Below are 25,692 nucleotides of genomic sequence, written 5' to 3'. Positions count from 1 at the left end.
CGGACCATGCAAACTCGTGACGATATTTTCAACACCCTGCGCAACGCCATGGTGGAACTGTTTGAATTGCCGCCGGAACGCGTCACCCTCGACGCCAACCTCTACCAGGACCTGGAAATCGACAGCATCGATGCCGTCGACCTGATCGACCATATCAAGCGCCAGACCGGCAAGAAGATCGCCGCCGAAGAATTCAAGGCGGTGCGCACCGTCAATGACGTGGTTGAGGCGGTGTACCGTCTGGTCACGCCCGCCGCATGAGACGCTTGATCGGCCTTGGCCTGTTGCTGGCGGGGCTGCTGTACCCCTTTGCGGTGTATTACGGCACCGAACACTTTGCACCCTGGCAATTCGGCTTGCTGTTGGGCAGCCTGTGGCTGTTGCGGGCACTGACCGGTGCGCGCCACCCCGGCAGCCGCTGGATGGCCGTGGCGGTGATCCTGTTCTGCCTGCTGCTGGCCTGGTTCGACAACCCGCACCTGTTGCGCTGGTACCCGAGCCTGGTCAGCGCGTTCATGCTGGCGCTGTTTGGCCTGAGCCTGAAATATGGCCCGCCGATGGTCGAACGCCTGGCACGCATGACCGAGCCACAGCTGCCGCCCGAAGCGATTGTGTATACCCGCCAGGTCACCGTGGTGTGGAGTGTGTTTTTTCTGTGTAATGGCCTGCTCGCCGCCGCGCTCACCCTGTGGGCGCCGTTGAGCTGGTGGACGTTGTACAACGGGCTGATCGCCTACGGGCTGATGGGGCTGTTGTTTGCCGTGGAATGGCTGGTACGACAAAGGGTTCGAGGCCGCGTATGAATGGGTTGAAACTTGAGCACGTGCTGCTTGAGCCGCTGGAACAACGGCCGGTCACCACCGAGCCTGCGATGAATCACGCCCAACTGTGCGCCCAAGCCCTGAGCCTGGCGGCGGGCCTGCAAGCGCGAGGTATCCAGCGTTTGGCGGTGCACCTTGAAGACGCCGGCCAACTGGCGATTGCCCTGCTGGGCGCCTGGCGAGCCGGGGTCAGTGTGCTGTTGCCCGCCGACCTGCAACCCCAGACGCGCCAACGCTGGGACAAGGCCGTCGACGCCTGGCTGGTTGAAGCCGCCGATCTCGACGGGTTGTATCAGGCGCCATTGCGCCCCGCCGCGCTCGATCTGGATACTTGCCAACTCAGCCTGTGCACCTCCGGCTCAAGCGGCGAGCCCAAGCGTATCGACAAGACCCTGCGCCAGTTGGCCAATGAAGTCCAGGCCCTGGAAAACCTCTGGGGCGCAGACCTCAAAGACGCCTGCATCATCGGCAGCGTCGCCACCCAGCACATCTACGGTTTGCTCTTTCGCGTGTTGTGGCCGCTGTGCGCCGGTCGCACTTTTGTGCGCAAACAACTGGCCTTCCCCGAAGACATGCAGCGCGCCAGCCGTGAGCACCCGCAATTTGCCTGGGTTGCCAGCCCGGCGTTGCTCAAGCGCATGGGCGATAACCTTGACTGGCCCGCGCTGAGCCACGTGGCGCGGGTGTTCTCTTCCGGCGGCGCGTTGCCCGTGGAGGCTGCCGGCAGCCTGTACGACCGCTTGCAGCAATGGCCGACGGAAATCCTCGGCAGCTCGGAAACCGGTGGCATCGCCTGGCGCCAGGGCGCCCAACCCTGGCAGCCGTTTGCCGACGTGCAACTGAGCCAGGACGCCGACGGCGCCCTGCGCATCGCCTCACCGTACCTGCCCGCCGGGCATATCGAACACACTGCCGACGCTGCGCGCATCCATTCCGATGGCCGTTTCGAGCTGCTGGGGCGCCTGGACCGTATCGTCAAACTGGAAGAAAAACGTATCTCACTGCCCATGCTGGAACAGGCGCTGATGACCCATGACTGGGTCGCCGACACCCGGATGGGCGTGGTGCAGGAAAACCGCGCATCACTCGGCGCATTGGTGGTGCTCAGTGCCGAGGGCTTGCATGCCCTGCGCAACCAGGGCCGCCGCACCGTCACCCAAACCTTGCGCCAACACCTGAGCCAACATTGCGAAGCGCTGGCCCTGCCGCGCCGCTGGCGTTTGCTGCGCCAATTGCCGCTCAATGCCCAAGGCAAACTGCCCCAGGCCGACGTCGCCGCGCTGCTGCTGGCACCACGGCCAAAAGCGCCGGAAGTGCTGGAGCAAGTCGAAGTCGATGGCGAATGGACCGTGCAACTGAACATTCCGCCGGACCTGGCCTACTTCAGCGGCCACTTCCCGGTCACGCCGGTGCTGCCTGGCGTGGTGCAAGTGGAGTGGGCGTTCAACCTCGGCCAGCAACTGCTCGACCTGCCCGCCACCTTTGCCGGCATGGAAGTGCTCAAGTTCCAGCAACTGGTGCGACCCGGCGACCAGATTGAACTGCACCTGCGCTTTGACCCGGAACGCGGCAAGCTGTACTTCGCCTACCGCAACGGCGTCGCAGCCTGCTCCAGCGGTCGCATTCAACTGGTGACCGCGCATGCATAACCCCTGCGCCCTGATCCCGGTCTACAACCACGAAGCCGCCGTGCCGGCCGTGGTCCAGAGCCTGTTGAACAGTGGCCTGCCGTGCCTGCTGGTCGACGACGGCAGCAGCCCGGCCTGCGCAGCGGTATTGGCGCAATTGGCGACACTTGAAAACGTCACCTTGCTGACCCTGCCGAACAATCAAGGCAAGGGCGGCGCGGTCATGGCCGGCTTCCGTGAGGCCGCGCGCCTGGGCTTCAGCCACGCGCTGCAAGTGGATGCCGACGGCCAGCACGACCTGCGTGAAGTCGAGTGCTTCCTCGACAGCTCCCGCATGCACCCGGACGCGGTAATCTGCGGCTACCCGGAATACGACGAGAGCGTGCCCAAGGGCCGCCTGTACGCACGTTACCTGACACATGTGTGGGTGTGGATCAATACCTTGTCGCTGCAGATTCGCGACTCGATGTGTGGCTTTCGCGTGTACCCGCTGGCGCCCACCCTGGCGTTGATGGACTCAGCCTACATTGGCACACGCATGGATTTCGACTCGGACATCCTGGTGCGCCTGGCCTGGCGTAACCAGCCGATGCGCTGGCTGCCGACCCACGTGCATTACCCCGCCGACGGTTTGTCGCACTTCCGGTTGTTCCGCGACAACGTGCGCATTTCGGCCATGCACACGCGGCTGTTCTTCGGCATGTTGGTGCGCGCGCCGATGATCCTGTGGCGTCGGTGGCAAGCATGAGCGACAGCAGCAAACACTGGGCCGACCGTGAGGAGCGCGGCAGCTTCTGGCTGATGAAGCTCACCGCCGTCGCCGCCAAGCTGCTCGGTCGCCGCCTGCTAAGCCCGGTGCTGTACGGCATCGTGTTGTACTTCTTCCTGTTCGGCCGCACGGCACGCCGGAGTGCCTGGGAATACCAGCAGCGCCTGGCCGACTGGAGCGGGCGCGCTGCGTTGCGGCCCAGCCACACACGTGTGTTCGGGCAGTTCATGGCCTTCGCCGACGCCCTGCTCGACAAGCTCGACGTGTGGAACGGCAAGCTGCGCATCGAACAAATCGAAATTAACGACCCCGCGCAATTGCGTGGGCAACTGCGCGGCGAGCGCGGGCAGATGCTGGTAGGCGCACACTTGGGCAACCTCGAAGTCTGCCGTGCGCTGGCCGATATCGGTGAGCAAGTCACCATGAACGTGCTGGTGCACACCAAGCACGCAGAACGCTTCAACCGCCTGCTGGGCGAAGCCGGGGCGACCCATTTGCGCCTGATCCAGGTCAGCGAGCTGGACCCGGCGACCATGCTGCTGCTCAGCCAGCGCCTGGACGACGGCGAGTGGCTGGCGATTGCCGGTGACCGCGTGCCGCTGCACGGCGGGCGCAAGGTCCGCGTGGATTTCCTCGGCCATGACGCCGCCTTCCCCCAAGGCCCGTGGCTGCTGGCCGGCCTGTTGAAATGCCCGGTCAACCTGCTGATGTGCCTGAAACACAACGGCCGCTATCGCCTGACCATCGAGCCGTTCACCCCATTGATCGAATGGAAGCGCAGCACCCGCGAGCAGGTGATTGCCCTGTGGACCGCACGCTACGCTGCACGCCTGGGCCAGTTCTGCCTGGAAGCGCCCCAACAATGGTTCAACTTTTACCCTTTCTGGAAGACCGATGACGACGCATCTTGAGCCGGTAACCTTTGGCGAACACGCTTTGCGCATTGAAGACGTATTGGCCCTGGCCAACCGTCAGGTGCCCACGCAATTGCAGGATGATGCCGCCTATCGCCAGCGCATTGCCAAGGGCGCGCAGTTTCTCGACTCGTTGCTGGACAAGGAAGGCGTGATCTATGGCGTGACCACCGGCTACGGCGACTCCTGCGTGGTGGCGGTACCGTTGCAGCACGTCGAGGCTTTGCCGCGTCACCTGTACACGTTCCACGGGTGCGGGCTGGGCAAGTTGCTTGACGCCCAAGCCACGCGGGCTGTGCTGGCGGCGCGTCTACAGTCGTTGTGCCACGGTGTTTCCGGAGTGCGTGTGGAGTTGCTGGAGCGCCTGCATGCGTTCCTTGAACACGACGTGCTGCCGCTGATCCCGGAAGAAGGCTCGGTGGGCGCCAGCGGTGATCTGACCCCACTGTCGTACGTTGCTGCGACCCTGTCCGGCGAGCGTGAAGTGATGTTCCGAGGTGAACGCCGCCAGGCCGCCGACGTGCACCACGAATTGGGCTGGGAGCCGCTGGTCTTGCGCCCCAAGGAAGCCCTGGCATTGATGAATGGCACCGCCGTGATGACCGGCCTCGCCTGCCTGGCCTTCGCCCGTGCCGACTACCTGCTGCAACTGGCCACACGCATCACCGCGTTGAACGTGGTGGCGCTGCAAGGCAACCCGGAACACTTCGACGAGCGCCTGTTCGCCGCCAAGCCGCACCCCGGGCAGATGCAAGTCGCTGCCTGGTTGCGCAAGGACCTGGCGATTGATGCGCCGACCGCACCGCTGCACCGCCTGCAGGATCGCTATTCGCTGCGCTGCGCGCCGCACGTGCTTGGCGTGTTGGCCGACAGCCTGAACTGGCTGCGTTCGTTTATCGAAATCGAACTGAACAGCGCCAACGACAACCCGATCATCGACGCCGAAGAAGAACGCGTGCTGCACGGTGGGCACTTCTACGGCGGGCATATCGCCTTCGCCATGGACAGCCTCAAGACCCTGGTGGCCAACGTTGCCGACCTGCTCGACCGCCAGCTCGCACTGCTGGTGGACGTGCGTTACAACCACGGCCTGCCGAGCAATCTGTCCGGCGCCCCGGCCGACCGCGCGATGATCAATCACGGTTTCAAGGCCGTGCAGATCGGCACCAGCGCCTGGACCGCCGAAGCGCTGAAAAACACCATGCCGGCCAGCGTGTTCTCGCGCTCCACCGAATGCCATAACCAGGACAAGGTGAGCATGGGCACCATCGCCGCCCGCGATGCAATCCGCGTGCTGGAGCTGACCGAACAGGTTGCCGCCGCGACCCTGCTCGCCGCTAACCAGGGTGTGTGGCTACGCGCCCAGGCTGACGATGCACGCGCGCTGCCGCCAGCTTTGGCCGCCATGCATGAAGAGCTGGCCAAGGACTTCCCGCCGGTCATCGAAGACCGCGCGCTGGAAGGCGAACTGCGCCTGTGCCTCAAACGTATCGCCGAGCAACACTGGAGGCTGCATGCGTAGCCAGGGCGTATTGCATTGCGACACCGAGATCCTCGTGCCGTTTTTCGATATCGACACCATGAATGTGGTGTGGCACGGGCATTACGTGAAGTACCTGGAAGTGGCGCGCTGCGCGCTGCTGGACAAGATCGGCCACAACTACACGGCAATGCTTGAGTCGGGTTACGCCTGGCCAGTGATCGAAATGCAGCTGCGCTACGTGCGCGGCGCCACCTTTGGCCAGACGATTAATGTGCGCGCCAGCCTGGTGGAATGGGAGAACCGTTTGAAGGTGAACTACCTGATCAGTGACCTTGCCAGCGGCGAGCGTTTGACCCGCGCCAGCACCGTGCAAGTGGCCGTAGAAATCGCCAGCCGCGAGATGCAGTTGGCCTCGCCGAAAATATTCACCGACGCCGTCGAAAGGGCTTTGGCATGAGAGTTTTAATACTGTTTGCAAGCTTGATGCTGAGCCTCAATGCCCATGCGTTTGACCTGCAACAACTCAGCGACCAGTTGGCCAAACCCTCGGTGATCCACGGCAGCTTCATCCAGGAAAAACACCTGCGCGCCCTGCCGCAGCCACTGGTCAGCAAAGGCACCTTCGTGCTCGCCAAAGACCACGGCCTGCTGTGGCTGCTGAAAACCCCGCTGCAACAGGACTACCGCATCAGCGCCCAGGGCATTGCCCGGCGTGACGCCAACGGCTGGCAACTGCTGCCGAACAAGAGCGCCGGCGCCGAGCAGAATCGCCTGTTCCTCGCCGTGCTCCAGGGCGACAGCAGCGGCTTGCAGCGCGACTTCGAACTGCAACTGCAAGGCGCAGCCAACCAGTGGAAGCTGACGCTGACCCCACGCTCACTGCTGCTCAAGCAGGTCTTCACCCAGATCAATATCGACGGTGGCGAGCTGGTGAACACCATCGAATTGCTCGAAACCCAAGGCGACAGCACCGTGCTGCGCATGCAAGACAGCACGGCCAGCCAACCGTTGAGCGACGCGGAGCAACACGACTTTGCCCAGTGAGCGCCTGCTGCCACGCCTGTTCCTGATCCTGCTGGTGGCCGTGCTGGCCCTGGCCGGCTGGCAATGGCGTCATGGCGCGCCGCTGTCGGCCAACTTGATGGAGCTGGTGCCCGGCAACACGCCGGATGCCCTCGAGCTGAAAGCCGAGCAGCGCATGCAAGCGCCGTTGAACCGCGAAATGCTGGTGCTGGTGGGGCATACCGACCGCCAGCAAGCGGTGGCCGTGGCACAGCAACTGGGCGAGCGCTGGCAAGCCAGTGGCCTGTTTGAAAAAGTGCAGTGGAACCTGCAAGCCGACTTGCCAGCGCTGCGTGAGCAACTGCTGCGCGGGCGACTGGCGATGCTCTCGGCCAAAGACCGCGAACAACTGATCGAGCACCCCGACGCGTTTATCCAGCAACGCGTGCAAGCGCTGTTCGACCCGTTCACCGGGTTCAGCCTGGTGCCGAGCCAGGATGACTGGCTGGGCCTCACCGGGCGCATCCAGAACAGCCAGCCGCAACACGGTTCGGTACAACTGGATATCGGCAGCGGCGCGTTGATCGCCGACGCCGATGGCAAAAGCTGGGTGCTGCTGCGTGCGCGCACCGCCGGCAATGCCTTTGACATGAAGCTGCCGCTGCAAGTGGCGGCGTTGCTCCAGGCCAGCCGCGCGCAGGCCAGCGAGCAAGGCGCGCAATTGCTCGCCGCCAGCGGCTTGCTCTATGCGGCCAACGGGCAGCAGCAGGCCACCCGCGAAATTACCTGGGTCGGCGGTGGCGCGACCCTTGGCATTCTGCTGCTGTTGCTCCTGGCGTTCCGCCGCTGGCGCGTGCTGCTGGCGTTTGTGCCGGTGCTGGTCGGCATGCTGTTTGGCGCGGTGGCCTGTGTGGCGCTGTTCGGCCATATGCATGTGATGACACTGGTGCTCGGCTCCAGCCTGATCGGCGTGGCGGTGGATTACCCGCTGCACTACCTGTCGAAAAGCTGGAGCCTGCAGCCGTGGCGCAGCTGGCCGGCCCTGCGTCTGACCCTGCCGGGGCTGAGCCTGAGCCTGGCGACCAGCTGCATCGGCTACCTGGCGCTGGCCTGGACGCCCTTTCCGGCGCTGACGCAAATCGCGGTGTTCTCCGCCGCAGGCTTGGTCGGCGCCTACCTCTCGGCCGTGTGCCTGCTGCCCGCGCTGCTCAAGGGCCTCGAACTGCGCCCGGCGCAATGGCCGCTGCGCATTGCCGAATGCCTGTGGTTGTTGCGTGCGTCGCTGATCAAGCGTGTACCGAGCCCGTTTTTGCTGGCGTGGGTGCTGTTGTTTTGCGCCGGTGGCCTGTGGCAACTGAACAGCAAAAACGACATCCGCCAATGGATCGGTGCCCCGCCGCAACTGCTGCAAGAGGCCCAGGCGGTGGCGCGCATCACCGGGTTCCAGCCCACCAGCCAGTTCTTCCTGGTGCGTGCGGACAACCAGCAGCAGTTGCTGGAACGCCAGGCCAGCTTAGGCAAACGCCTGGATCAACTGGTGAACATGAACAAGCTGCAAGGCTACCTGGCACTCAACCAACTGGTCAGCCAGCCTGCCGAGCAGCAGCAACTGCGTGATGCGCTGGACGCACTCGCGCAACACTGGCAGCCGCTGCTGGACCTCGGCGTTCCCGCCAGCGCCCTGCAGGCTGAAGTCGCGCAACTGAAAGCCCTGCCCACCGAAGACATCGACGCGGCACTGGTGGGGCCGTTGGCAGAACCGTGGCGCACGCTGTGGCTCGGCCCGGTAGACGGCGGCGTGGCCGCGATGGTCAGCTTGCAAGGCTTGAACAACCCGGCGCTGCTGCGCGTTCAGGCGCTGGACTTGCCCGGTGTGCAACTGGTGGATCGCCTGGGGGATTTGAACCGGGTGTTCGCCGACACGCAGATCAGCGCGGCGGAATTAAAATTGATGTCATGCGTGCTGATCGTCGTATTGCTGATCCTGCCGTTCGGCTTTGGCGGTGCCTTGCGCATCGTCGCCCTGCCACTGCTCGCGGCGTTGTGCAGCCTGGCGAGCCTGGGTTGGCTGGGCCAGCCGTTGACGCTGTTCAGCCTGTTCGGCCTGCTATTGGTCACCGCCATCAGTGTCGACTATGCCATCTTGATGCGTGAGCAGATCGGCGGCGCCGCCGTGAGTCTTTTAGGTACGCTGCTGGCGGCGCTGACGACCTGGTTGTCGTTTGGCCTGCTGGCCGTGTCAAGTACACCGGCCGTGAGCAATTTCGGCCTGTCGGTCAGCCTGGGCCTGGCTTTCAGTTTTATGCTGGCGCCTTGGGCCGGCCATCGGAAGCACGCCTTATGAATGTGATTATCGCCAAAGTGGCAAGGAGCCCTCGTGCCCATAGTTGAAATGGAACGTCGCCAGGTGGTGGTGATCGGTGCCGGCCCGTCCGGTGCCATCGCCGCTGCGCTGTTAAAGCGTAACGGGCATGATGTATTGATTATCGAGCGTCAGCATTTCCCACGGTTCTCGATTGGCGAAAGCCTGTTGTCGCACTGCATCGACTTTATCGAAGAAGCCGGCATGCTCGACGCCGTGCAGGCCGCGGGTTTCCAGGTAAAAACCGGGGCCGCATTCGCCTGGGGCGAGCGTTACAGCGCGTTTGATTTCGGTGACACGTTCAGCAACGGCAAGCCCACCACCTTCCAGGTGCAGCGGGGCGAATTCGACAAATTGCTGGCTGACCAGGCCGCCTTACAGGGCGTGGAAATCCGCTACGGCGAAACCATCATCGGCGTCGATTTCACCGGCGAAAGCCGTTACCTGCATGTGCGCCGCGAGAATGGCAGCGAATACCACCTCAAGGCCAAATTCGTGCTCGATGCCAGCGGTTACGGCCGGGTGCTGCCGCGCCTGCTGGACCTTGAAGCACCGTCGAACTTCCCGGTGCGCCAGGCGGTGTTCACCCACGTTGAAGACCATATCGAGCACCCGGGCTTCGACCGCAGCAAAATTCTTGTCACCACCCACCCAACCCAACGCGATATCTGGTTCTGGACCATCCCGTTCAGCAACGGCCGCTGCTCGGTGGGCGTGGTCGCGGCCAAAGCGCATTTCGACGGCCGCGACGGCGACCTCGACGCGTGCCTGCGCGGGTTTATCGACGAAACCCCAAGCCTGTCCGGCGTGTTGCAAAACGCCGTCTGGGATACCCCTGCGCGCACCATCGGCGGCTATTCGGCCAACGTCAAAACCCTGCACGGCCCGGGCTTTGCGCTGTTGGGCAATGCCGCAGAATTCCTCGACCCGGTGTTTTCCTCCGGCGTGACCATCGCCATGCGTTCGGCAAGCATGGCCGCAGGGCTGCTGCATCGCCAACTCAAGGGCGAGACCGTGGACTGGCAAACCGAATTTGCCGAACCGCTGAAACGCGGTGTCGACACCTTCCGCTGCTACGTCGAAGGCTGGTATGCCGGGACCTTTCAGGACGTGATTTTCCACCCCGGCAGTTCGCCGGAGATCCGTCGGATGATCAGCGCGATCCTCGCCGGTTATGCGTGGGATGAACGCAACCCGTTTGTCAGCGAGCCCAAGCGGCGGTTGCGGATGCTGTCGGAGATTTGTGCGAGTGAGCCGGTATGAGCAGTCAGTATTTGAGTAAGAACTACGTCGAAGAAACCAAGTTCGGCTTCTGGTTCCTGCGCAGCCACACTTGGCAGCACCACGTCCTGCGCGTAGCGATCAACGACCTGCGCGGCCTGTTCAGCGAGCCACTCCCCGTGGCGCCAGTGTTGCTGGACGCCGGGTGTGGCCAGGGCAAATCCTTCAAGCTGCTGCAGCACGCATTCGCGCCCAAGCGCCTGATCGGCCTGGATGCCGACCTCCACAGCCTGGAATTGAGCAAGACCGAAGCCGCGCGCCAAGGCCTGGCCATCGAGTTGATCGGCAGCGACTGTGCGACCCTGGAGGTGCCGGATGAAAGCGTCGACATCCTGTTCTGCCACCAGACGTTCCACCATCTGGTCGAACAGCATCGCGCACTGAAGGAGTTCTACCGCGTGCTCAAGCCGGGCGGCTATTTGCTGTTTGCCGAATCCACCGAAGCCTATATCGACACCTGGGTGATTCGCTGGTTGTTCCGCCACCCGATGCACGTACAGAAAAGCGCCGAAGAGTACCTGGCGATGCTCCGCGAGCAGGGCTTTGAGTTTGGCCCGCAGAACGTTTCCTACCCGTATTTGTGGTGGAGCCGTTCGAGCGATTTCGGCCTGCTGGAGCGCTGGGGCCTGCGTAACCCGCCGCCGGTGGGCCAGCGTGAAGAAACCCTGGTCAACTGCGTCGCACGTAAACCGCCAGTGAGCGCGGCACCATGATCCGCCTGCTGTTGATCGGTTGCCTGCTGCTGCTGAGTGCCTGCGCCAGCCAGCCGCCGCTGCCCGAGAGAACGCCGGTGTTGAGCCTGCCGATGCAACTGCACGTGCAGCGCCGGGCGGGCGGCCAGAGCCAGGACTGGCTGCTGGTGATCCAGCGCGAAGGCGCTGCCCTTCGCTGGTCGATGATGGACCCACTGGGCATTCCCCAGGCCCGGCAAAAGCTGATCAATGGCCAGTGGCAGGCCGATGGTTTGCTGCCGCCCAACCCGCAGGCACGCGAGCTGTTTGCCGCCTTGCTGTTTGCCCTGACCTCGGCGGATGACGTGCGCGCGCTTTACCCGAGTGCCCAGGCCATGGACCTCACACGCACGCTGCCAGGCCATTGGCAAATCGTGTATCAGTCTTCCGAGGTGTTTAGCGTGAACATGACGGGCCAATCCTTGAGCTACCGCGTCACGCCGCTTGGGGTCGCCCGATGACGGCTTATCTCAATGCGCTCGGCGTGATCTGCGCCCTGGGCCGCACGCCGTCCGAGGTCAGCCGCAGCTTGTTCGCCGGCGACTGCTCCGGCATGCGCGCCGAAAGTGGCTGGGTGCCGGAACGTGTGGTGCCGGTGGCGGGTGTGCATTGGCAACTGGCGAGCATCCCGACTGAGTTGAACCAGCAAAGCAGCCGCAATAACCAGTTGCTGCTGGAAGCGGCATTGCAGATCGAGGTTGAGATCCGCCAGGCGATCCACACCTACGGTGCTTCCCGCGTCGGCGTGGTACTGGGCACCAGCACCTCAGGCATCGACGAAGCCAGCCGTGGCATCGCGCACTACCTGCGCGACCAGCAGTTCCCCGGCGACTACGATTACCAGCAACAGGAACTCAGCGCGCCAGCGAACTTCCTGGCCGACTGGCTGCAATTGAGCGGCCCGGCTTATGTGATTTCCACTGCCTGTACTTCCAGCGCCCGCGCGCTGATGAGTGCCCAGCGCCTGCTGGACCTGGGCGCGTGCGACGCGGTGATTTGCGGCGGCGTCGACAGCCTGTGCAAGCTGACGTTGAACGGCTTTACCTCACTGGAGGCCGTCTCCAGTGAGCGCTGCAACCCATTTTCGGTGAACCGCAACGGCATCAATATCGGCGAAGCCGCCGTGCTGTTCCTGATGACCAAAGCGCCCGCGCCGATTGCCTTGCTCGGCAGCGGCGCGAGTTGCGATGCACATCATATCTCCGCCCCCGAGCCCACCGGCAAAGGCGCACTGCTGGCCATGCGCAAGGCCTTGGCCAGCGCGAAACTGGCGCCTGAGCAGATCGGTTACCTGAACCTGCATGGCACCGCGACCCATCATAACGACGCCATGGAAAGCCTCGCTGTCGCCAGCCTGTTCCCCGAAGGCGTTGCCTGCTCATCGACCAAACCCATGAGCGGGCACACCCTCGGTGCGGCCGGCGCGCTGGAAGCGGCGTTCTGTTGGCTGAGCCTGACCCACGGCCGGGTGCCGCCGCACGTGTGGGACGGCCAGGCCGACCCGGCGTTGCCCGCGTTGCACTGGGCGCACCCTGGCGACAGCTTGAAAAAACGCTGCCTGATGAGCAACTCGTTTGCCTTCGGTGGCAATAACGTCAGCCTGATTATCGCAGAGGCCCCATGATCGATTGGCCACTCGCCGAACTGCTGCCTCACGCGGGCGACATGATCCTGATTGACCAGGTGCTGTCGTTCGATGAAGAGCAGGTTCACACCCGCACCACCGTCAAGCCCGGCGGCCTGTTCAACCGCCCGGACGGCAGCCTGCCGGCCTGGGTCGGAATCGAGCTGATGGCGCAAAGCGTCGCGGCCTATGCCGGTTGCCGCGCCCGCCAAAAGGGCGAAGCCGTGGAACTGGGTTTCCTGTTGGGCACACGTAAGTTCGAGTGCAACGTGGAATGCTTCCCGGCCGGCGCCGAACTGCGCATCCACGGCCTGCGCTCCCTGGAAGACGACAACGGCATGGGTGTGTTCGAATGCCACCTCAGCGGTGACGGTATCCAGGCCAGCGCGCGCTTGAACGTATTTCGACCGCCCCAGGCGACCCACTATTTAGATGAATCGAAGGACGAAACGCCATGACTGCAACCGTACTGGTCACCGGCTCCAGCCGTGGCATCGGCCGCGCCATTGCCCTGCGCCTGGCCCAGGCCGGGTATGACATCGTGCTGCATTGCCGCAGTGGTCGCGTCGAAGCCGATGCGGTGCAGGTCGAGATCCAGGCCCTGGGCCGCAACGCGCGGGTGCTGCAATTTGATGTGGCGGACCGCGCCAGCTGCAAAGCAATCCTTGAAGCCGATGTGGAGCAACATGGCGCCTATTACGGCGTGGTGCTCAATGCCGGCCTGACCCGCGACGGCGCATTCCCGGCCTTGTCGGAAGACGATTGGGACGTGGTGATGCGCACCAACCTGGATGGCTTCTATAACGTTTTGCACCCGGTGATGATGCCGATGATTCGTCGTCGCGCAGCGGGCCGTATCGTCTGCATTACCTCGGTTTCCGGGCTCATCGGCAACCGTGGCCAGGTCAACTACAGCGCCTCGAAAGCCGGCTTGATCGGTGCGGCCAAAGCCCTGGCCATCGAGCTGGGCAAGCGCAAGATCACCGTTAACTGTGTGGCGCCCGGCTTGATCGACACCGCCATGCTCGATGAAAACGTGCCGGTGGAAGAGCTGATGAAGATGATCCCCGCACAGCGCATGGGCACGCCGGAAGAAGTCGCCGGCGCCGTGAATTTCCTGATGTCGGCCGAAGCCGGCTATATCACCCGCCAGGTCCTGGCGGTGAACGGAGGCCTGTGCTGATGAAGCGCGTCGTTGTCACCGGCATGGCCGGCATGACCTCCCTGGGCAGCGACTGGGATACCATCGCGGCCAACTTTCGCGCCAACCGCAGCGGCATTCGGCGCATGGACGAGTGGGACCGTTTCAGCGAATTGAACACGCGCCTGGCCGGGCCGATCGACGATTTCGTGGTGCCCGCTCACTGGACACGCAAGCAACTGCGCAGCATGGGCCGCGTGTCGCGCCTGGCTGTGTGGGCAGCGGAGCAGGCGTTGCAGGATGCCGGCTTGCTCGGCGACGAGTCGATCAAGGACGGGCGCATGGGCGTGGCCTGCGGCTCGTCCACCGGCAGCACCGATGAGATCAAGGCGTTCGGCAATATGCTGCTGAACTCGGTGGCCGAAGGGCTGAACGCCAACTCCTACGTGCGCATGATGCCGCACACGACGGCGGCGAATATCAGCATTTTCTTTGGCCTCACCGGGCGCTTGATTCCCACGTCCAGCGCCTGCACCAGCGGCAGCCAGGGCATCGGCTATGCCTATGAGGCCATCAAGTTCGGCCGCTTGCCGTTGATGCTCGCGGGCGGCGCCGAAGAGCTGTGCCCTACCGAAGCCATGGTGTTTGATGCGCTGTACGCCACCAGCCTGAAAAACGATGCCCCACAAACCAGCCCGCGCCCTTATGACAGTGGCCGTGATGGCCTGGTGATAGGCGAAGGCGGCGGCATGCTGGTGTTGGAAGAACTGGAACACGCCCTGGCGCGTGGCGCGCATATCCATGCCGAGATTGTCGGTTTCGGCAGCAACGCCGACGGCCAGCACACCACCCGCCCGGAGCAGAAAACCATGCGCCGCGCGATGGAGCTGGCCCTGGAAGATGCCGGGCTGGAGCCTTCCGCCATCGGCTACGTCAACGGCCATGGCACCGCGACCGATCAAGGCGATATCGCCGAAACGCTGGCCACCCACAGCTTGTTCGGCAGCCGTATGCCCATCAGCTCGCAGAAGAGCTTCCTCGGCCACACCTTGGGTGCGTGCGGGGCGCTGGAGTCCTGGTTCAGCATCGAAATGATGAACCGCGACCAGTACGTGCACACCTTCAACCTGGATAGTGTCGACCCGCAATGCGGCGAGCTGGATTACCTGCAAGGTGGCTTTCGCGAGATGCACCACGACTACGTGATGAACAACAACTTTGCCTTTGGCGGCGTCAACACCTCGCTGATTTTTCGCCGCTGGTCCTGACTTTTTAATCGATTGGAGAAAACGGAATGTCTTCCTTGCTGCGCGCCACCCTGATCACATTGGCCCTGCTGAGCACCGCCGCTTGCACCAGCAAACCGGTGCTGAACACCCAGCACGAGCTGCCGGCCACGACCCAGGTCGGCGAAGAAACCATGAAACAGGTGATTGTCGCAGCCCTGCAAAAACGCGAGTGGACCGTGCAACGTTTCGGCCCGCACCTGGTGCAGGCCGAGATCACTGTGCGTAACCAGTATTACGCGGCCATCGACATTCGCTACACCCGCAACAGCTACGCCATCACCTACCGCGACAGCCGCGACCTGGGCTACAAGGACGGCAAGATCCACCGCAACTACAACCGCTGGGTGAGCATGCTCGACCGCGACATCATGGCGGGCTTGCAGAGCCGTGGTGCGAATGTGCCGGGTTCGGCGGCGCAGTTGTTTGAGCAGCCGGGGACGGCGAAGCAGAACTGAGAACGTCAGCCCGTCAGAAACGACAAAGGGCGCCTTTCGGCGCCCTCTTCACAAATAGGTTGGCGTGTCATCGCCGCGTCCTGCCTGGCTCTGCGATGGCTGGATGCCCAGGATCCTCAGAGTCTCACAAGCCCCTTTCGGGAACTCGGCCAGTCTGCCTGAAAACAGCTCGCCTGCAATCGGTGGCAAAGCGCCGCTCAGCTCTGATCCACTTCATCGCAACCCCAGCGCACTGCGCACCGCCGCTTTATTCTTGCGAATGACTAAGCCGGTTGCGTTACTGACAGTCCCTACATCGCCGCCTTGCGCGTCAGAAGCTCCACAAACGCCCTGGCCATCGGGGTTTGCGCGCCTTTGCGTTGCACCAGCCACACGGCCGTCACGGCGTCCTGATCGAGCAAGGTGCGATACACCACGCCATCAATGCGTATGCGCTGGTAAGACGCCGGCAACACTGACACCCCCAAGCCTGCCGCCACCAGGCCAATGATGGTCATCGCCTCGCCCGCTTCCTGGGCGAAGTGCGGGCTGAAGCCAGCGTCACGCGCCAGGGTGAGCAATTGTGCGTAGAGGCCGCTGCCGTAGCTGCGAGGGAAAAACACGAACGGTTCTTCAGCCAGCTGCGCCAGGTACAAGCCGCGCTCGCTGCCTTCCACCAAGCGGTGCCCGGCGTTCAGGACGGCGACCAGCGGCTCACGCATGAGCTCGATGACACTCAACGAGTCCGGCAACGGCAACGGGCGCATCAGCCCGACCTGGATCGACTCATCGACGAGCGACTCGGCCACTTCGGTGCTGCTCATTTCCTGCAAACTCAGGTGGACCGCCGGGAACGCCTGACGAAACGCAAAAATCGCCTGCGGGATGCTGGCGTTGAACGGCGCCGACGAGGTGAAGCCGATCTTCAATTCCCCAAGCTCACCCAACTGCGCGCGCCGCGCCACATCGGCGGCTTTATCGACCTGCGCCAGCACCAACCGCGCCTCGTGCAGGAACAACCGCCCGGCCTCGCTCAACTCGACCCGACGATTGGTCCGCTCAAACAAACGCGCGCCCACCTGTTGCTCCAGCGCCTGAATCTGCTGGCTCAGCGGCGGCTGCGAGATGCCCAGTACCTGCGCGGCACGGCCGAAATGCAGTTCTTCGGCGACGGCGATGAAGTACCGCAGGTGACGCAATTCCATGCAAACCTCATTAGGTCGTAAAAGCTATCAAACAGGTCGAACAATATATTGGAAAGAATCATTAGGCAGCTATATTCTTTTTTGCATTGCCAGTCCTGGCAGGCTTTCCCTCGCCGAGGTCCCCGTGAAATCTGCTGTTGCTCCATTTGCTCAAAAAGCCCCGCCTACCGCCCTGGATGAGGTGGTGGCCCAGCTCAACGAGGTGTTCATCGAGAAAGGCACGCCGATGTTCATGCGCACGGTGCTGGCACTGTTCTCCGGCGGGTTTGCGACCTTTGCCCTGCTGTATTGCGTGCAGCCGATGATGCCGGCGCTGTCTCACGAGTTTTCCATCAATGCCGCGCAAAGCAGCCTGATTCTCTCTGTCTCGACGGCGATGCTCGCCTTGGGCTTACTGATCACCGGCCCGATTTCCGACACCTTAGGGCGCAAACCGGTGATGGTCGCCGCACTGTTCTGCGCGGCACTGGCCACCATCGCCAGCGGCTTGATGCCGACGTGGGAAGGGATTCTGCTGATGCGCGCACTGGTGGGCCTGTCATTGAGCGGCCTGGCCGCCGTGGCGATGACCTACCTGAGCGAAGAGATCCACCCGCAACACATCGGCCTCGCCATGGGCTTGTATATCGGCGGCAACGCGATTGGCGGCATGAGTGGGCGCCTGATCATCGGCGTGCTGATCGACTTCGTCAGTTGGCACACCGCAATGCTGATCATCGGCGCCCTGGCGCTGATCGCAGCCACCGTGTTCTGGAAAATCCTCCCCGAATCGCGCAACTTCCGCGCCAGCAGCCTCAAGCCACGCAGCCTGGTGGACGGCTTCGTCATGCACTTCAAGGACGCAGGCTTACCCTGGTTGTTTCTAGAGGCCTTCCTGCTGATGGGCGCGTTCGTGACGATGTTCAACTACATCGGCTATCGCCTGCTGGCTTCGCCCTATGCATTGAGCCAGGCAGTGGTTGGCCTGCTGTCGCTGGTGTATTTGTCGGGCATCTACAGCTCGGCAAAAATTGGCTCCCTGGCGGATCGCCTCGGCCGTCGCCGCGTGCTGTGGGGCACCATCGTGCTGATGCTCGCCGGCATGGTCCTGACCCTGTTCAGCCCGCTGTGGCTGGTGGTGCCGGGCATGCTGATCTTCACCTTCGGCTTCTTCGGCGCCCACTCGGTGGCCAGCAGCTGGATCGGCCGTCGCGCAGTGAAAGCCAAGGGACAGGCGTCGTCGTTGTACCTGTTCTGCTACTACGTAGGCTCGAGTGTGGCCGGCACGGCAGGCGGGTTCTTCTGGCACTTTGCCGGGTGGAATGGGATTGGTGGGTTTATCGTGGCGTTGCTGATTGGCGCGCTGTTGGTGGCGCTGAAGCTGGCGAAGTTGCCGCCGCTGGGGAATGTAAAGGCCTGACGCGGTCCTGCTTTATGTGGGAGCGGGCTTGCTCGCGAAGGCGGTGTTTGAGTGACGAATTTATCGACTGACACTGCGCATTCGCGAGCAAGCCCGCTCCCACATTTGTTTTGCGTTTACTCGTGGTACTGCGCCGACAGCTCATGCACTGCGCGCAGGAACGCGCCGGCGTGTTCCGGGTTCACTTCCGGCGTAATGCCATGGCCGAGGTTGAACACGTGCCCGCTGCCCTTGCCGTAGCTGGCCAGGATGCGGCCGACTTCGGTGCGGATCGCTTCCGGCTTGGCGTACAGCACGGTGGGGTCCATGTTGCCTTGCAGCGCCACTTGGTTACCGACGCGACGGCGGGCTTCGCCGATGTCGCAGGTCCAGTCCAGGCCCAGTGCATCGGCCCCGGCGTCGGCGATGCTTTCCAGCCACAGGCCGCCACCTTTGGTGAACAGGATGACCGGCACTTTGCGGCCTTCGTGCTCGCGGATCAGGCCGCTGACGATCTTGCGCATGTAGGCCAGGGAGAACTCCTGGTACGCCGCCGCCGACAGGTTGCCGCCCCACGTGTCGAAGATCTGCACCGCTTGGGCACCGGCCATGATCTGGCCGTTGAGGTAGCTGGTGACCGACTGCGCCAGCTTGTCGAGCAGCAGGTGCATGGCTTGCGGGTTGTCGTAGAGCATGGCCTTGGTTTTGCGGAAGTCTTTCGACGAGCCGCCTTCGACCATGTAGGTGGCCAGGGTCCATGGGCTGCCGGAGAAGCCGATCAGCGGCACACGGCCATTGAGCTCGCGGCGAATGGTGCTGACAGCATCCATCACATAACCGAGGTCTTTATGCGGATCAGGGATCGGCAAGGCCTCGATGTCGGCCAGGGTGCTGACGACTTTCTTGAAACGCGGGCCTTCGCCGGTTTCGAAGTACAGGCCTTGGCCCATGGCGTCGGGAATGGTCAGGATATCGGAGAAGAGGATGGCCGCATCCAGTTGTGGGTAGCGGTCCAGCGGCTGCATCGTGACTTCGCAGGCGAACTCCGGGTTCATGCACAGGCTCATGAAGTCGCCGGCGTGGGCGCGACTGGCGCGGTATTCCGGCAGGTAGCGACCGGCTTGACGCATCATCCACACGGGCGTGACGTCTACAGGTTGCTTGAGCAGGGCACGAAGGAAACGGTCGTTCTTGAGGGCAGTCATGTCGGCATCCGCAAAAAAAGTGCGGGCATTTTCTCAGAGCGCGACGCAAAAGGCACGGAGTGAGCCGTGCCTTTTGTCTATCGGGTCAATTTGTCGCGGACATAAGAGCGCCGCAAAACAAATGTGGGAGCGGGCTTGCTCGCGAAAACGGTGGGTCAGCCAACACATCTGGTGACTGATACACCGCATTCGCGAGCAAGCCCGCTCCCACATTTTGATCCCATTTCAACTGGGGATCGGAGTCAGACCTGCAGGTAGTCCAGGATCCCTTCGGCGGCGTTGCGGCCTTCGAAGATCGCTGTCACCACCAAATCAGACCCGCGCACCATATCGCCACCGGCGAAGATTTTCGGGTTGCTGGTCTGGTGTTTGTACTGGCCTTGTTCCGGGGCGACCACGCGGCCCTGGCTGTCGGTCTGGATCTCGAACTGCTCGAACCATGGCGCCGGGCTTGGGCGGAAGCCGAAAGCGATGACCACGGCGTCAGCCGGGATGATCTCTTCGGAACCCGGAATCGGCTCGGGGCTGCGACGGCCACGGGCGTCCGGCTCGCCGAGACGGGTCTCGACCACCTTCACGCCTTCGACGCGGTCTTCACCGACGATAGCGATTGGCTGGCGGTTGTAGAGGAATTTCACGCCTTCTTCCTTGGCGTTCTTCACTTCTTTACGCGAGCCCGGCATGTTGGCTTCGTCACGACGGTACGCACAGGTCACCGACTTGGCACCCTGGCGGATCGAGGTGCGGTTGCAGTCCATCGCGGTGTCGCCACCGCCCAGCACGACAACCTTCTTGCCTTTCATGTCGACGAAATCTTCCGGCGCCTTTTCAAAGCCCAGGTTGCGGTTGACGTTGGCGATCAGGAAATCCAAAGCATCGTAAACGCCCGGCAGGTCCTCACCGGCAAAGCCGCCCTTCATGTAGGTGTAGGTGCCCATGCCCATGAACACGGCATCGTATTCGGCGAGCAGTTGCTCCATGGTGATGTCTTTGCCGATTTCGGTGTTCAGGCGGAACTCGATGCCCATGCCGGTAAACACTTCACGACGGTTGCTCAGTACGGTTTTTTCCAGCTTGAACTCGGGGATGCCGAAGGTCAGCAGGCCGCCGATTTCCGGGTTCTTGTCGAACACCACCGGGGTCACACCGCCACGCACCAGCACGTCTGCACAGCCCAGGCCCGCCGGGCCTGCGCCGATGATCGCGACGCGCTTGCCGGTCGGCTTGACCTTGGACATGTCCGGGCGCCAGCCCATGGCGAACGCGGTGTCGGTGATGTACTTCTCCACCGAACCGATGGTCACCGCGCCGAAGCCGTCGTTGAGGGTGCAGGCACCCTCGCACAGGCGGTCTTGCGGGCACACCCGGCCGCAGACTTCCGGCAGGGTGTTGGTCTGGTGCGACAGCTCGGCGGCGGCGAGGATGTTGCCCTCGGCCACCAGCTTGAGCCAGTTCGGAATGAAGTTGTGCACCGGGCACTTCCATTCGCAATACGGGTTACCGCACCCCAGGCAGCGGTGGGCTTGGTCGGCCGAGTGCTGGGGTTTGAAGGGTTCGTAGATTTCCACGAACTCTTTCTTGCGTTGACGCAACAGTTTCTTCTTCGGATCTTTGCGCCCGACATCGATGAACTGGAAGTCGTTATTCAGACGTTCAGCCATGTTAAAACCTCATCAAACTCTTCAGGCGCATATCACTGCGGGTTGGCACGGATGCTGGAAAGCAACGATTTCAGGTTGGCAGCCTTGGGCTTGACCAGCCAGAAACGACGCAGGTAATCATCGAGGTTTTCGGCGAGGTTACGACCCCATTCGCTGCCGGTCTCCTCGACATACTCGTCCAGCACGTGCTGCAAGTGGTTCCGGTAGGACTCCATGGCTTCGCCGCTGATCCGCTGGATCTCGACCAACTCGTGGTTGACCTTGTCGACGAAGGTGTTGTCCTGGTCCAGCACGTAGGCGAAACCGCCGGTCATGCCCGAACCGAAGTTGTAACCGGTCTTGCCCAGTACCGCGACAAAGCCACCGGTCATGTACTCACAGCAGTGATCGCCGGTGCCTTCCACCACGGTGTGGGCACCGGAGTTACGCACGGCGAAACGCTCACCGGCAGTACCGGCGGCGAACAGCTTGCCACCGGTAGCGCCGTACAAGCAGGTGTTGCCGATGATGGCACTGTCCTGGGTCTTGTAGATGCTGCCTTTAGGCGGAACGATCACCAGCTTGCCGCCGGTCATGCCCTTGCCCACGTAGTCGTTGGCGTCACCTTCCAGGTACATGTGCAGGCCACCGGCGTTCCACACGCCGAAGCTCTGGCCGGCAGTGCCGTTGAAACGGAAGGTGATCGGCGCCTTGGCCATGCCCTGGTTGCCGTGCTTGCGCGCGATTTCACCGGAGATGCGTGCGCCGATGGAACGGTCGCAGTTGCAGATATCCAGAGCGAAGTCGCCACCGCTGGCGTCGTTGATCGACGCGCTGGCCATGTCGACCATCTTCTCGGCAAGCAGGCCTTTGTCGAACGGTGGGTTGCGATCCACCTGGCAGAATTGTGGCTTGTCTGCCGGGATATGGTCGCTGCCCAACAGCGGCGTCAGGTCCAGGTGCTGTTGCTTGGCGGTCTGGCCTTCGAGGATGTCGAGCAAATCGGTACGCCCGATCAACTCTTCCAGCGAACGCACGCCCAGCTTGGCCAGCCACTCACGGGTTTCTTCGGCGACGTAGGTGAAGAAATTCACCACCATGTCGACGGTGCCGATGTAGTGGTCTTTGCGCAGCTTCTCGTTCTGCGTCGCGACGCCGGTGGCGCAGTTGTTCAGGTGGCAGATGCGCAGGTATTTGCAGCCCAGGGCGATCATTGGCGCAGTCCCGAAGCCAAAGCTTTCGGCGCCGAGGATCGCGGCCTTGATCACGTCGAGGCCGGTTTTCAGGCCACCGTCGGTCTGCACCCGGACTTTGCCGCGCAGGTCATTGCCGCGCAGGGTCTGGTGAGTTTCAGCCAGGCCCAGTTCCCACGGCGCGCCGGCGTACTTGATGGAGGTCAGCGGCGAGGCGCCGGTGCCGCCGTCGTAGCCGGAGATGGTGATCAGGTCGGCATAGGCCTTGGCCACACCGGCGGCGATGGTGCCTACGCCGGCTTCTGCGACCAGTTTCACCGAGACCAGGGCCTGCGGGTTGACTTGTTTCAAGTCGAAAATCAGCTGCGACAAATCCTCGATGGAGTAGATGTCGTGGTGCGGCGGCGGCGAAATCAGCGTCACGCCCGGCACTGCATAACGCAGCTTGGCGATCAGGCCGTTGACCTTGCCGCCTGGCAGTTGGCCGCCCTCACCGGGCTTGGCGCCCTGGGCGACTTTGATCTGCAGCACTTCAGCGTTAACCAGGTATTCCGGGGTTACACCGAAACGACCCGTCGCCACTTGCTTGATTTTCGAGCTCTTGATGGTGCCGTAGCGCGCCGGGTCTTCACCGCCTTCGCCGGAGTTGGAACGCGCACCCAGGCGGTTCATGGCTTCGGCCAGGGCTTCGTGGGCCTCAGGCGACAAAGCGCCCAGGGAGATACCGGCGGAGTCGAAACGCTTGAGGATCGATTCCAGTGGTTCGATTTCGCTGATCGCCAGCGGCGTGTCCAGGGTTTTCACCTTGAACATATCGCGGATCATCGACACCGGGCGGTTATCCACCAGCGCGGTGTATTCCTTGAACTTGGCGTAGTCGCCCTGCTGCACAGCGGCTTGCAGGGTGCTGACCACATCCGGGTTGTACGCGTGATATTCGCCACCGTGGACGAACTTGAGCAGGCCGCCTTGCTGGATCGGCTTGCGCGCGCTCCAGGCTTCGGCCGCCAGGGCTTTCTGTTCGGCTTCGATATCGACGAAACGCGCGCCTTTGATGCGGCTCGGCACACCCCGGAAACTCAGGTCGCAGACCTCTTCGGAGAGACCGATGGCTTCGAACAATTGAGCGCCACGGTACGAGGTGACGGTGGAGATGCCCATCTTCGACAGGATCTTCAACAGGCCCTTGGTAATGCCCTTGCGGTAGTTCTTGAACACCTCATAGAGGTCGCCCAGCACTTCACCGGTGCGGATCAGGTCGCCCAGCACTTCGTACGCAAGGAACGGGTACACCGCCGAGGCGCCAAAACCGATCAGCACCGCAAAGTGATGCGGGTCGCGGGCAGTGGCGGTTTCGACGAGGATGTTGGAGTCGCAGCGCAGGCCTTTTTCGGTCAGGCGGTGGTGCACAGCACCCGTGGCCAGCGAAGCGTGGATCGGCAGTTTGCCTGGCGCGATGTGGCGGTCGGTCAGCACGATCTGGGTACGACCGGCGCGCACAGCTTCTTCGGCCTGATCGGCGACGTTACGCACAGCGGCTTCAAGGCCGAGGCTCTCGTCGTAGTTCAGGTCGATGATCTGGCGGTCGAAGCCTGGGCGCTCCAGGGTCATCAACGAGCGCCATTTGGCCGGGGAAACCACCGGCGAACTGAGAATGACGCGGGAAGCGTGCTCAGGCGATTCCTGGAAGATGTTGCGCTCGGCACCGAGGCACACTTCCAGCGACATCACGATGGCTTCGCGCAGCGGGTCGATCGGCGGGTTGGTCACCTGGGCGAACTGCTGGCGGAAATAGTCGTACGGCGTGCGCACGCGCTGGGACAGCACGGCCATTGGCGTGTCATCGCCCATGGAGCCGACGGCCTCGTAGCCTTGTTCGCCGAGCGGACGCAGCACCTGGTCGCGCTCTTCGAACGTGACCTGGTACATCTTCATGTACTGCTTGAGCTGGTCGACGTCATAGAAAGCCGAACCGTGGTCGTTGTCTTCCATGGTCGCCTGGATGCGCAGGGCGTTCTTGCGCAGCCATTGCTTGTACGGGTGACGCGACTTCAAGCGGTTGTCGATCGCATCGGTGTCGAGGATCTGCCCGGTTTCGGTGTCCACCGCCAGGATCTGGCCAGGGCCGACACGGCCTTTGGCGATGACATCTTCAGGCTTGTAGTCCCATACGCCGATTTCCGACGCGAGGGTGATGAAACCGTTGGTCGTGGTGACCCAACGCGCCGGGCGCAGACCGTTACGGTCGAGCAGGCACACCGCGTAGCGGCCGTCGGTCATGACCACACCGGCCGGGCCGTCCCACGGCTCCATGTGCATCGAGTTGTACTCGTAGAACGCACGCAGATCCGGGTCCATGGTTTCGACGTTCTGCCACGCTGGCGGAATGATCATGCGCACGCCACGGAACAGGTCGATGCCGCCGGTGACCATCAGCTCGAGCATGTTGTCCATGCTGGAGGAGTCGGAGCCCACGCGGTTGACCAGCGGGCCGAGCTCTTCGAGGTCCATCAAGTCGTTGGCGAACTTGGTGCGACGGGCCACGGCCCAGTTGCGGTTACCCGTGATGGTGTTGATCTCGCCGTTATGGGCGAGGAAGCGGAATGGCTGAGCCAGCGGCCATTTCGGCAAGGTGTTGGTGGAGAAGCGCTGGTGGAACACGCAGATTGCGGTTTGCAGGCGCTCGTCGCTCAGGTCTGGATAGAAGGCGGTCAAATCCGCCGGCATCATCAGGCCTTTATAAATGATGGTCTTGTGCGAAAAGCTGCAGATGTAGTGGTCAGTATCGGCGGCGTTGGACACCGACGAGCGACGACGCGAGGTGAACAGCTTGATCGCCATGTCCTGATCGCTCAGGCCATCGCCGGCGATGAACACTTGTTCGATCTGTGGCAGGCGCTCCAGGGCCAGACGGCCGAGCACGCTGGTGTCGATCGGCACTTTGCGCCAGCCCACCAGTTGCAGGCCGGCAGCCACGATCTCGCGGTTCATGTTCTCGCGAGCGGCTTCGGCTTTGACCGGGTCCTGGTTGAAGAACACCATGCCCACGGCGTACTGCTTGGGCAGGTCGACAGCAAATTGTTCTTTTGCGACAGCACGCAGGAACTGGTCGGGCTTTTGAATCAGCAAGCCGCAACCGTCACCGGTTTTGCCGTCGGCGTTGATCCCACCGCGGTGGGTCATGCAGGTCAGGGCCTCGATGGCCGTTTGCAAAAGGGTATGACTGGGCTCGCCCTGCATATGGGCTATCAGGCCAAAACCGCAGTTATCCTTGAATTCATCGGGTTGGTACAGACCTGCTTTCATAGACACTTTCTCACCAGGCTGCCTCTGTTACCGAGGCAAATTTCTTTTCAATTCAACCCGTTACCTTCCACGCCGAACGTACGCCAGCTTTGCGGGGGCAAAAGGGAGGTCATTGTACACACCGACACGAACGCTCACAAATTTAGCGACGAAATGTCGCAAATCTATGTCGCATTTATGAAAGGTTTAAAGCGATATGCTGTGCTAGTCAAAACTTTTTTAATTCTGACCGCTACGACTCAAAAGCTACTGTGACGCAGACACCACAAAGCGCGCGGCCTTGAGG

The 25,692-nt window shown here is 62.7% G+C and carries 22 protein-coding genes; 18 read left to right on the top strand and 4 right to left on the bottom strand.

Annotation, left to right across the window (positions count from 1 at the left end; genetic code table 11):
- The first annotated feature begins 6 nt into the window (after positions 1 to 6).
- From CPH89_RS12565 to CPH89_RS12485, 17 genes are read left to right on the top strand one after another with little or no spacing between them, the layout of a single operon-like run.
- Positions 7 to 261: an acyl carrier protein gene (locus CPH89_RS12565; RefSeq protein WP_053253978.1), complete on the top strand. Its 255-nt coding sequence runs from the start codon at positions 7 to 9 to the stop codon at positions 259 to 261.
- Positions 258 to 803: a COG4648 family protein gene (locus CPH89_RS12560; protein ID WP_053253977.1), complete on the top strand. Its 546-nt coding sequence runs from the start codon at positions 258 to 260 to the stop codon at positions 801 to 803. Before CPH89_RS12565 ends, CPH89_RS12560 begins: the two co-directional genes overlap by 4 nt.
- Entirely contained in the window at positions 800 to 2,470 is a 1,671-nt protein-coding gene (locus CPH89_RS12555; protein ID WP_053253976.1) for an acyl-CoA synthetase family protein, read from the top strand. Before CPH89_RS12560 ends, CPH89_RS12555 begins: the two co-directional genes overlap by 4 nt.
- Positions 2,463 to 3,197, top strand: coding sequence for a glycosyltransferase family 2 protein (locus tag CPH89_RS12550; RefSeq protein WP_053253975.1), 735 nt, complete (start codon positions 2,463 to 2,465; stop codon positions 3,195 to 3,197). The genes CPH89_RS12555 and CPH89_RS12550 overlap by 8 nt, the downstream gene beginning before the upstream one ends.
- Positions 3,194 to 4,129 carry a lysophospholipid acyltransferase family protein gene (locus tag CPH89_RS12545; protein ID WP_053253974.1) on the top strand — a complete coding sequence of 312 codons (936 nt, stop codon included), beginning with the start codon at positions 3,194 to 3,196 and terminating at the stop codon, positions 4,127 to 4,129. Before CPH89_RS12550 ends, CPH89_RS12545 begins: the two co-directional genes overlap by 4 nt.
- Positions 4,113 to 5,654 (top strand): HAL/PAL/TAL family ammonia-lyase, encoded by a 1,542-nt coding sequence (locus CPH89_RS12540; protein ID WP_053253973.1) that lies wholly within the window; start codon positions 4,113 to 4,115, stop codon positions 5,652 to 5,654. Before CPH89_RS12545 ends, CPH89_RS12540 begins: the two co-directional genes overlap by 17 nt.
- The gene (locus CPH89_RS12535; RefSeq protein WP_053253972.1) at positions 5,647 to 6,072 is read left to right on the top strand and encodes an acyl-CoA thioesterase; all 426 of its coding nucleotides are present in this window, start codon (positions 5,647 to 5,649) and stop codon (positions 6,070 to 6,072) included. Before CPH89_RS12540 ends, CPH89_RS12535 begins: the two co-directional genes overlap by 8 nt.
- Complete coding sequence (locus CPH89_RS12530) at positions 6,069 to 6,659, top strand: outer membrane lipoprotein carrier protein LolA (RefSeq protein WP_053253971.1); 591 nt, start codon at positions 6,069 to 6,071, stop codon at positions 6,657 to 6,659. The genes CPH89_RS12535 and CPH89_RS12530 overlap by 4 nt, the downstream gene beginning before the upstream one ends.
- Positions 6,649 to 8,961 (top strand): MMPL family transporter, encoded by a 2,313-nt coding sequence (locus CPH89_RS12525; RefSeq protein WP_053253970.1) that lies wholly within the window; start codon positions 6,649 to 6,651, stop codon positions 8,959 to 8,961. Before CPH89_RS12530 ends, CPH89_RS12525 begins: the two co-directional genes overlap by 11 nt.
- Before the next feature lie 33 nt (positions 8,962 to 8,994).
- Positions 8,995 to 10,242 carry an NAD(P)/FAD-dependent oxidoreductase gene (locus CPH89_RS12520; protein WP_081006319.1) on the top strand — a complete coding sequence of 416 codons (1,248 nt, stop codon included), beginning with the start codon at positions 8,995 to 8,997 and terminating at the stop codon, positions 10,240 to 10,242.
- A complete protein-coding gene (locus tag CPH89_RS12515; RefSeq protein ID WP_053253968.1) occupies positions 10,239 to 10,973 on the top strand; it encodes a class I SAM-dependent methyltransferase in 735 nt (244 codons plus the stop codon). The genes CPH89_RS12520 and CPH89_RS12515 overlap by 4 nt, the downstream gene beginning before the upstream one ends.
- Positions 10,970 to 11,452, top strand: coding sequence for a hypothetical protein (locus CPH89_RS12510; protein WP_053253967.1), 483 nt, complete (start codon positions 10,970 to 10,972; stop codon positions 11,450 to 11,452). Before CPH89_RS12515 ends, CPH89_RS12510 begins: the two co-directional genes overlap by 4 nt.
- On the top strand, positions 11,449 to 12,615 hold the full coding sequence (locus CPH89_RS12505) for a beta-ketoacyl-[acyl-carrier-protein] synthase family protein (RefSeq protein WP_053253966.1): 1,167 nt from the start codon (positions 11,449 to 11,451) through the stop codon (positions 12,613 to 12,615). Before CPH89_RS12510 ends, CPH89_RS12505 begins: the two co-directional genes overlap by 4 nt.
- Positions 12,612 to 13,073, top strand: a complete 462-nt coding sequence (locus CPH89_RS12500; protein WP_053253965.1) for a hotdog family protein — start codon at positions 12,612 to 12,614, stop codon at positions 13,071 to 13,073. Before CPH89_RS12505 ends, CPH89_RS12500 begins: the two co-directional genes overlap by 4 nt.
- Positions 13,070 to 13,798 carry a 3-oxoacyl-ACP reductase FabG gene (fabG, locus tag CPH89_RS12495; RefSeq protein ID WP_053253964.1) on the top strand — a complete coding sequence of 243 codons (729 nt, stop codon included), beginning with the start codon at positions 13,070 to 13,072 and terminating at the stop codon, positions 13,796 to 13,798. The genes CPH89_RS12500 and fabG overlap by 4 nt, the downstream gene beginning before the upstream one ends.
- Positions 13,798 to 15,024 (top strand): beta-ketoacyl-ACP synthase, encoded by a 1,227-nt coding sequence (locus tag CPH89_RS12490; protein ID WP_053253963.1) that lies wholly within the window; start codon positions 13,798 to 13,800, stop codon positions 15,022 to 15,024. Before fabG ends, CPH89_RS12490 begins: the two co-directional genes overlap by 1 nt.
- A gap of 26 nt (positions 15,025 to 15,050) precedes the next feature.
- Positions 15,051 to 15,500, top strand: coding sequence for a hypothetical protein (locus CPH89_RS12485; RefSeq protein WP_053253962.1), 450 nt, complete (start codon positions 15,051 to 15,053; stop codon positions 15,498 to 15,500).
- Between the two features lie 290 nt (positions 15,501 to 15,790).
- Here CPH89_RS12485 and CPH89_RS12480 read toward each other — a convergent pair whose 3' ends face one another.
- On the bottom strand, positions 15,791 to 16,684 hold the full coding sequence (locus tag CPH89_RS12480) for a LysR family transcriptional regulator (RefSeq protein ID WP_053253961.1): 894 nt from the start codon (positions 16,682 to 16,684) through the stop codon (positions 15,791 to 15,793).
- Positions 16,685 to 16,856: 172 nt separating this feature from the next.
- On the opposite strand from CPH89_RS12480, the gene CPH89_RS12475 reads away from it, so the two are divergent.
- Positions 16,857 to 18,083 (top strand): MFS transporter, encoded by a 1,227-nt coding sequence (locus CPH89_RS12475; protein WP_222944631.1) that lies wholly within the window; start codon positions 16,857 to 16,859, stop codon positions 18,081 to 18,083.
- 116 nt (positions 18,084 to 18,199) lie between these two features.
- On the opposite strand, the gene hemE is transcribed toward CPH89_RS12475, so the two are convergent.
- The 3 genes from hemE to gltB form a co-directional block, all read right to left on the bottom strand.
- On the bottom strand, positions 18,200 to 19,267 hold the full coding sequence (gene hemE / locus CPH89_RS12470) for a uroporphyrinogen decarboxylase (RefSeq protein ID WP_053253959.1): 1,068 nt from the start codon (positions 19,265 to 19,267) through the stop codon (positions 18,200 to 18,202).
- Positions 19,268 to 19,509: 242 nt separating this feature from the next.
- A complete protein-coding gene (locus CPH89_RS12465; RefSeq protein ID WP_053253958.1) occupies positions 19,510 to 20,928 on the bottom strand; it encodes an FAD-dependent oxidoreductase in 1,419 nt (472 codons plus the stop codon).
- Between the two features lie 32 nt (positions 20,929 to 20,960).
- Positions 20,961 to 25,406: a glutamate synthase large subunit gene (gene gltB / locus CPH89_RS12460; RefSeq protein ID WP_053253957.1), complete on the bottom strand. Its 4,446-nt coding sequence runs from the start codon at positions 25,404 to 25,406 to the stop codon at positions 20,961 to 20,963.
- Between the last annotated feature and the right edge of the window lie 286 nt (positions 25,407 to 25,692).

This window comes from Pseudomonas fluorescens, assembly GCF_900215245.1.
GTDB lineage: Bacteria > Pseudomonadota > Gammaproteobacteria > Pseudomonadales > Pseudomonadaceae > Aquipseudomonas > Aquipseudomonas fluorescens.
Note: the sequence above shows the minus strand (reverse complement) of the source record. Positions and strands in the feature narration are given on the sequence as shown.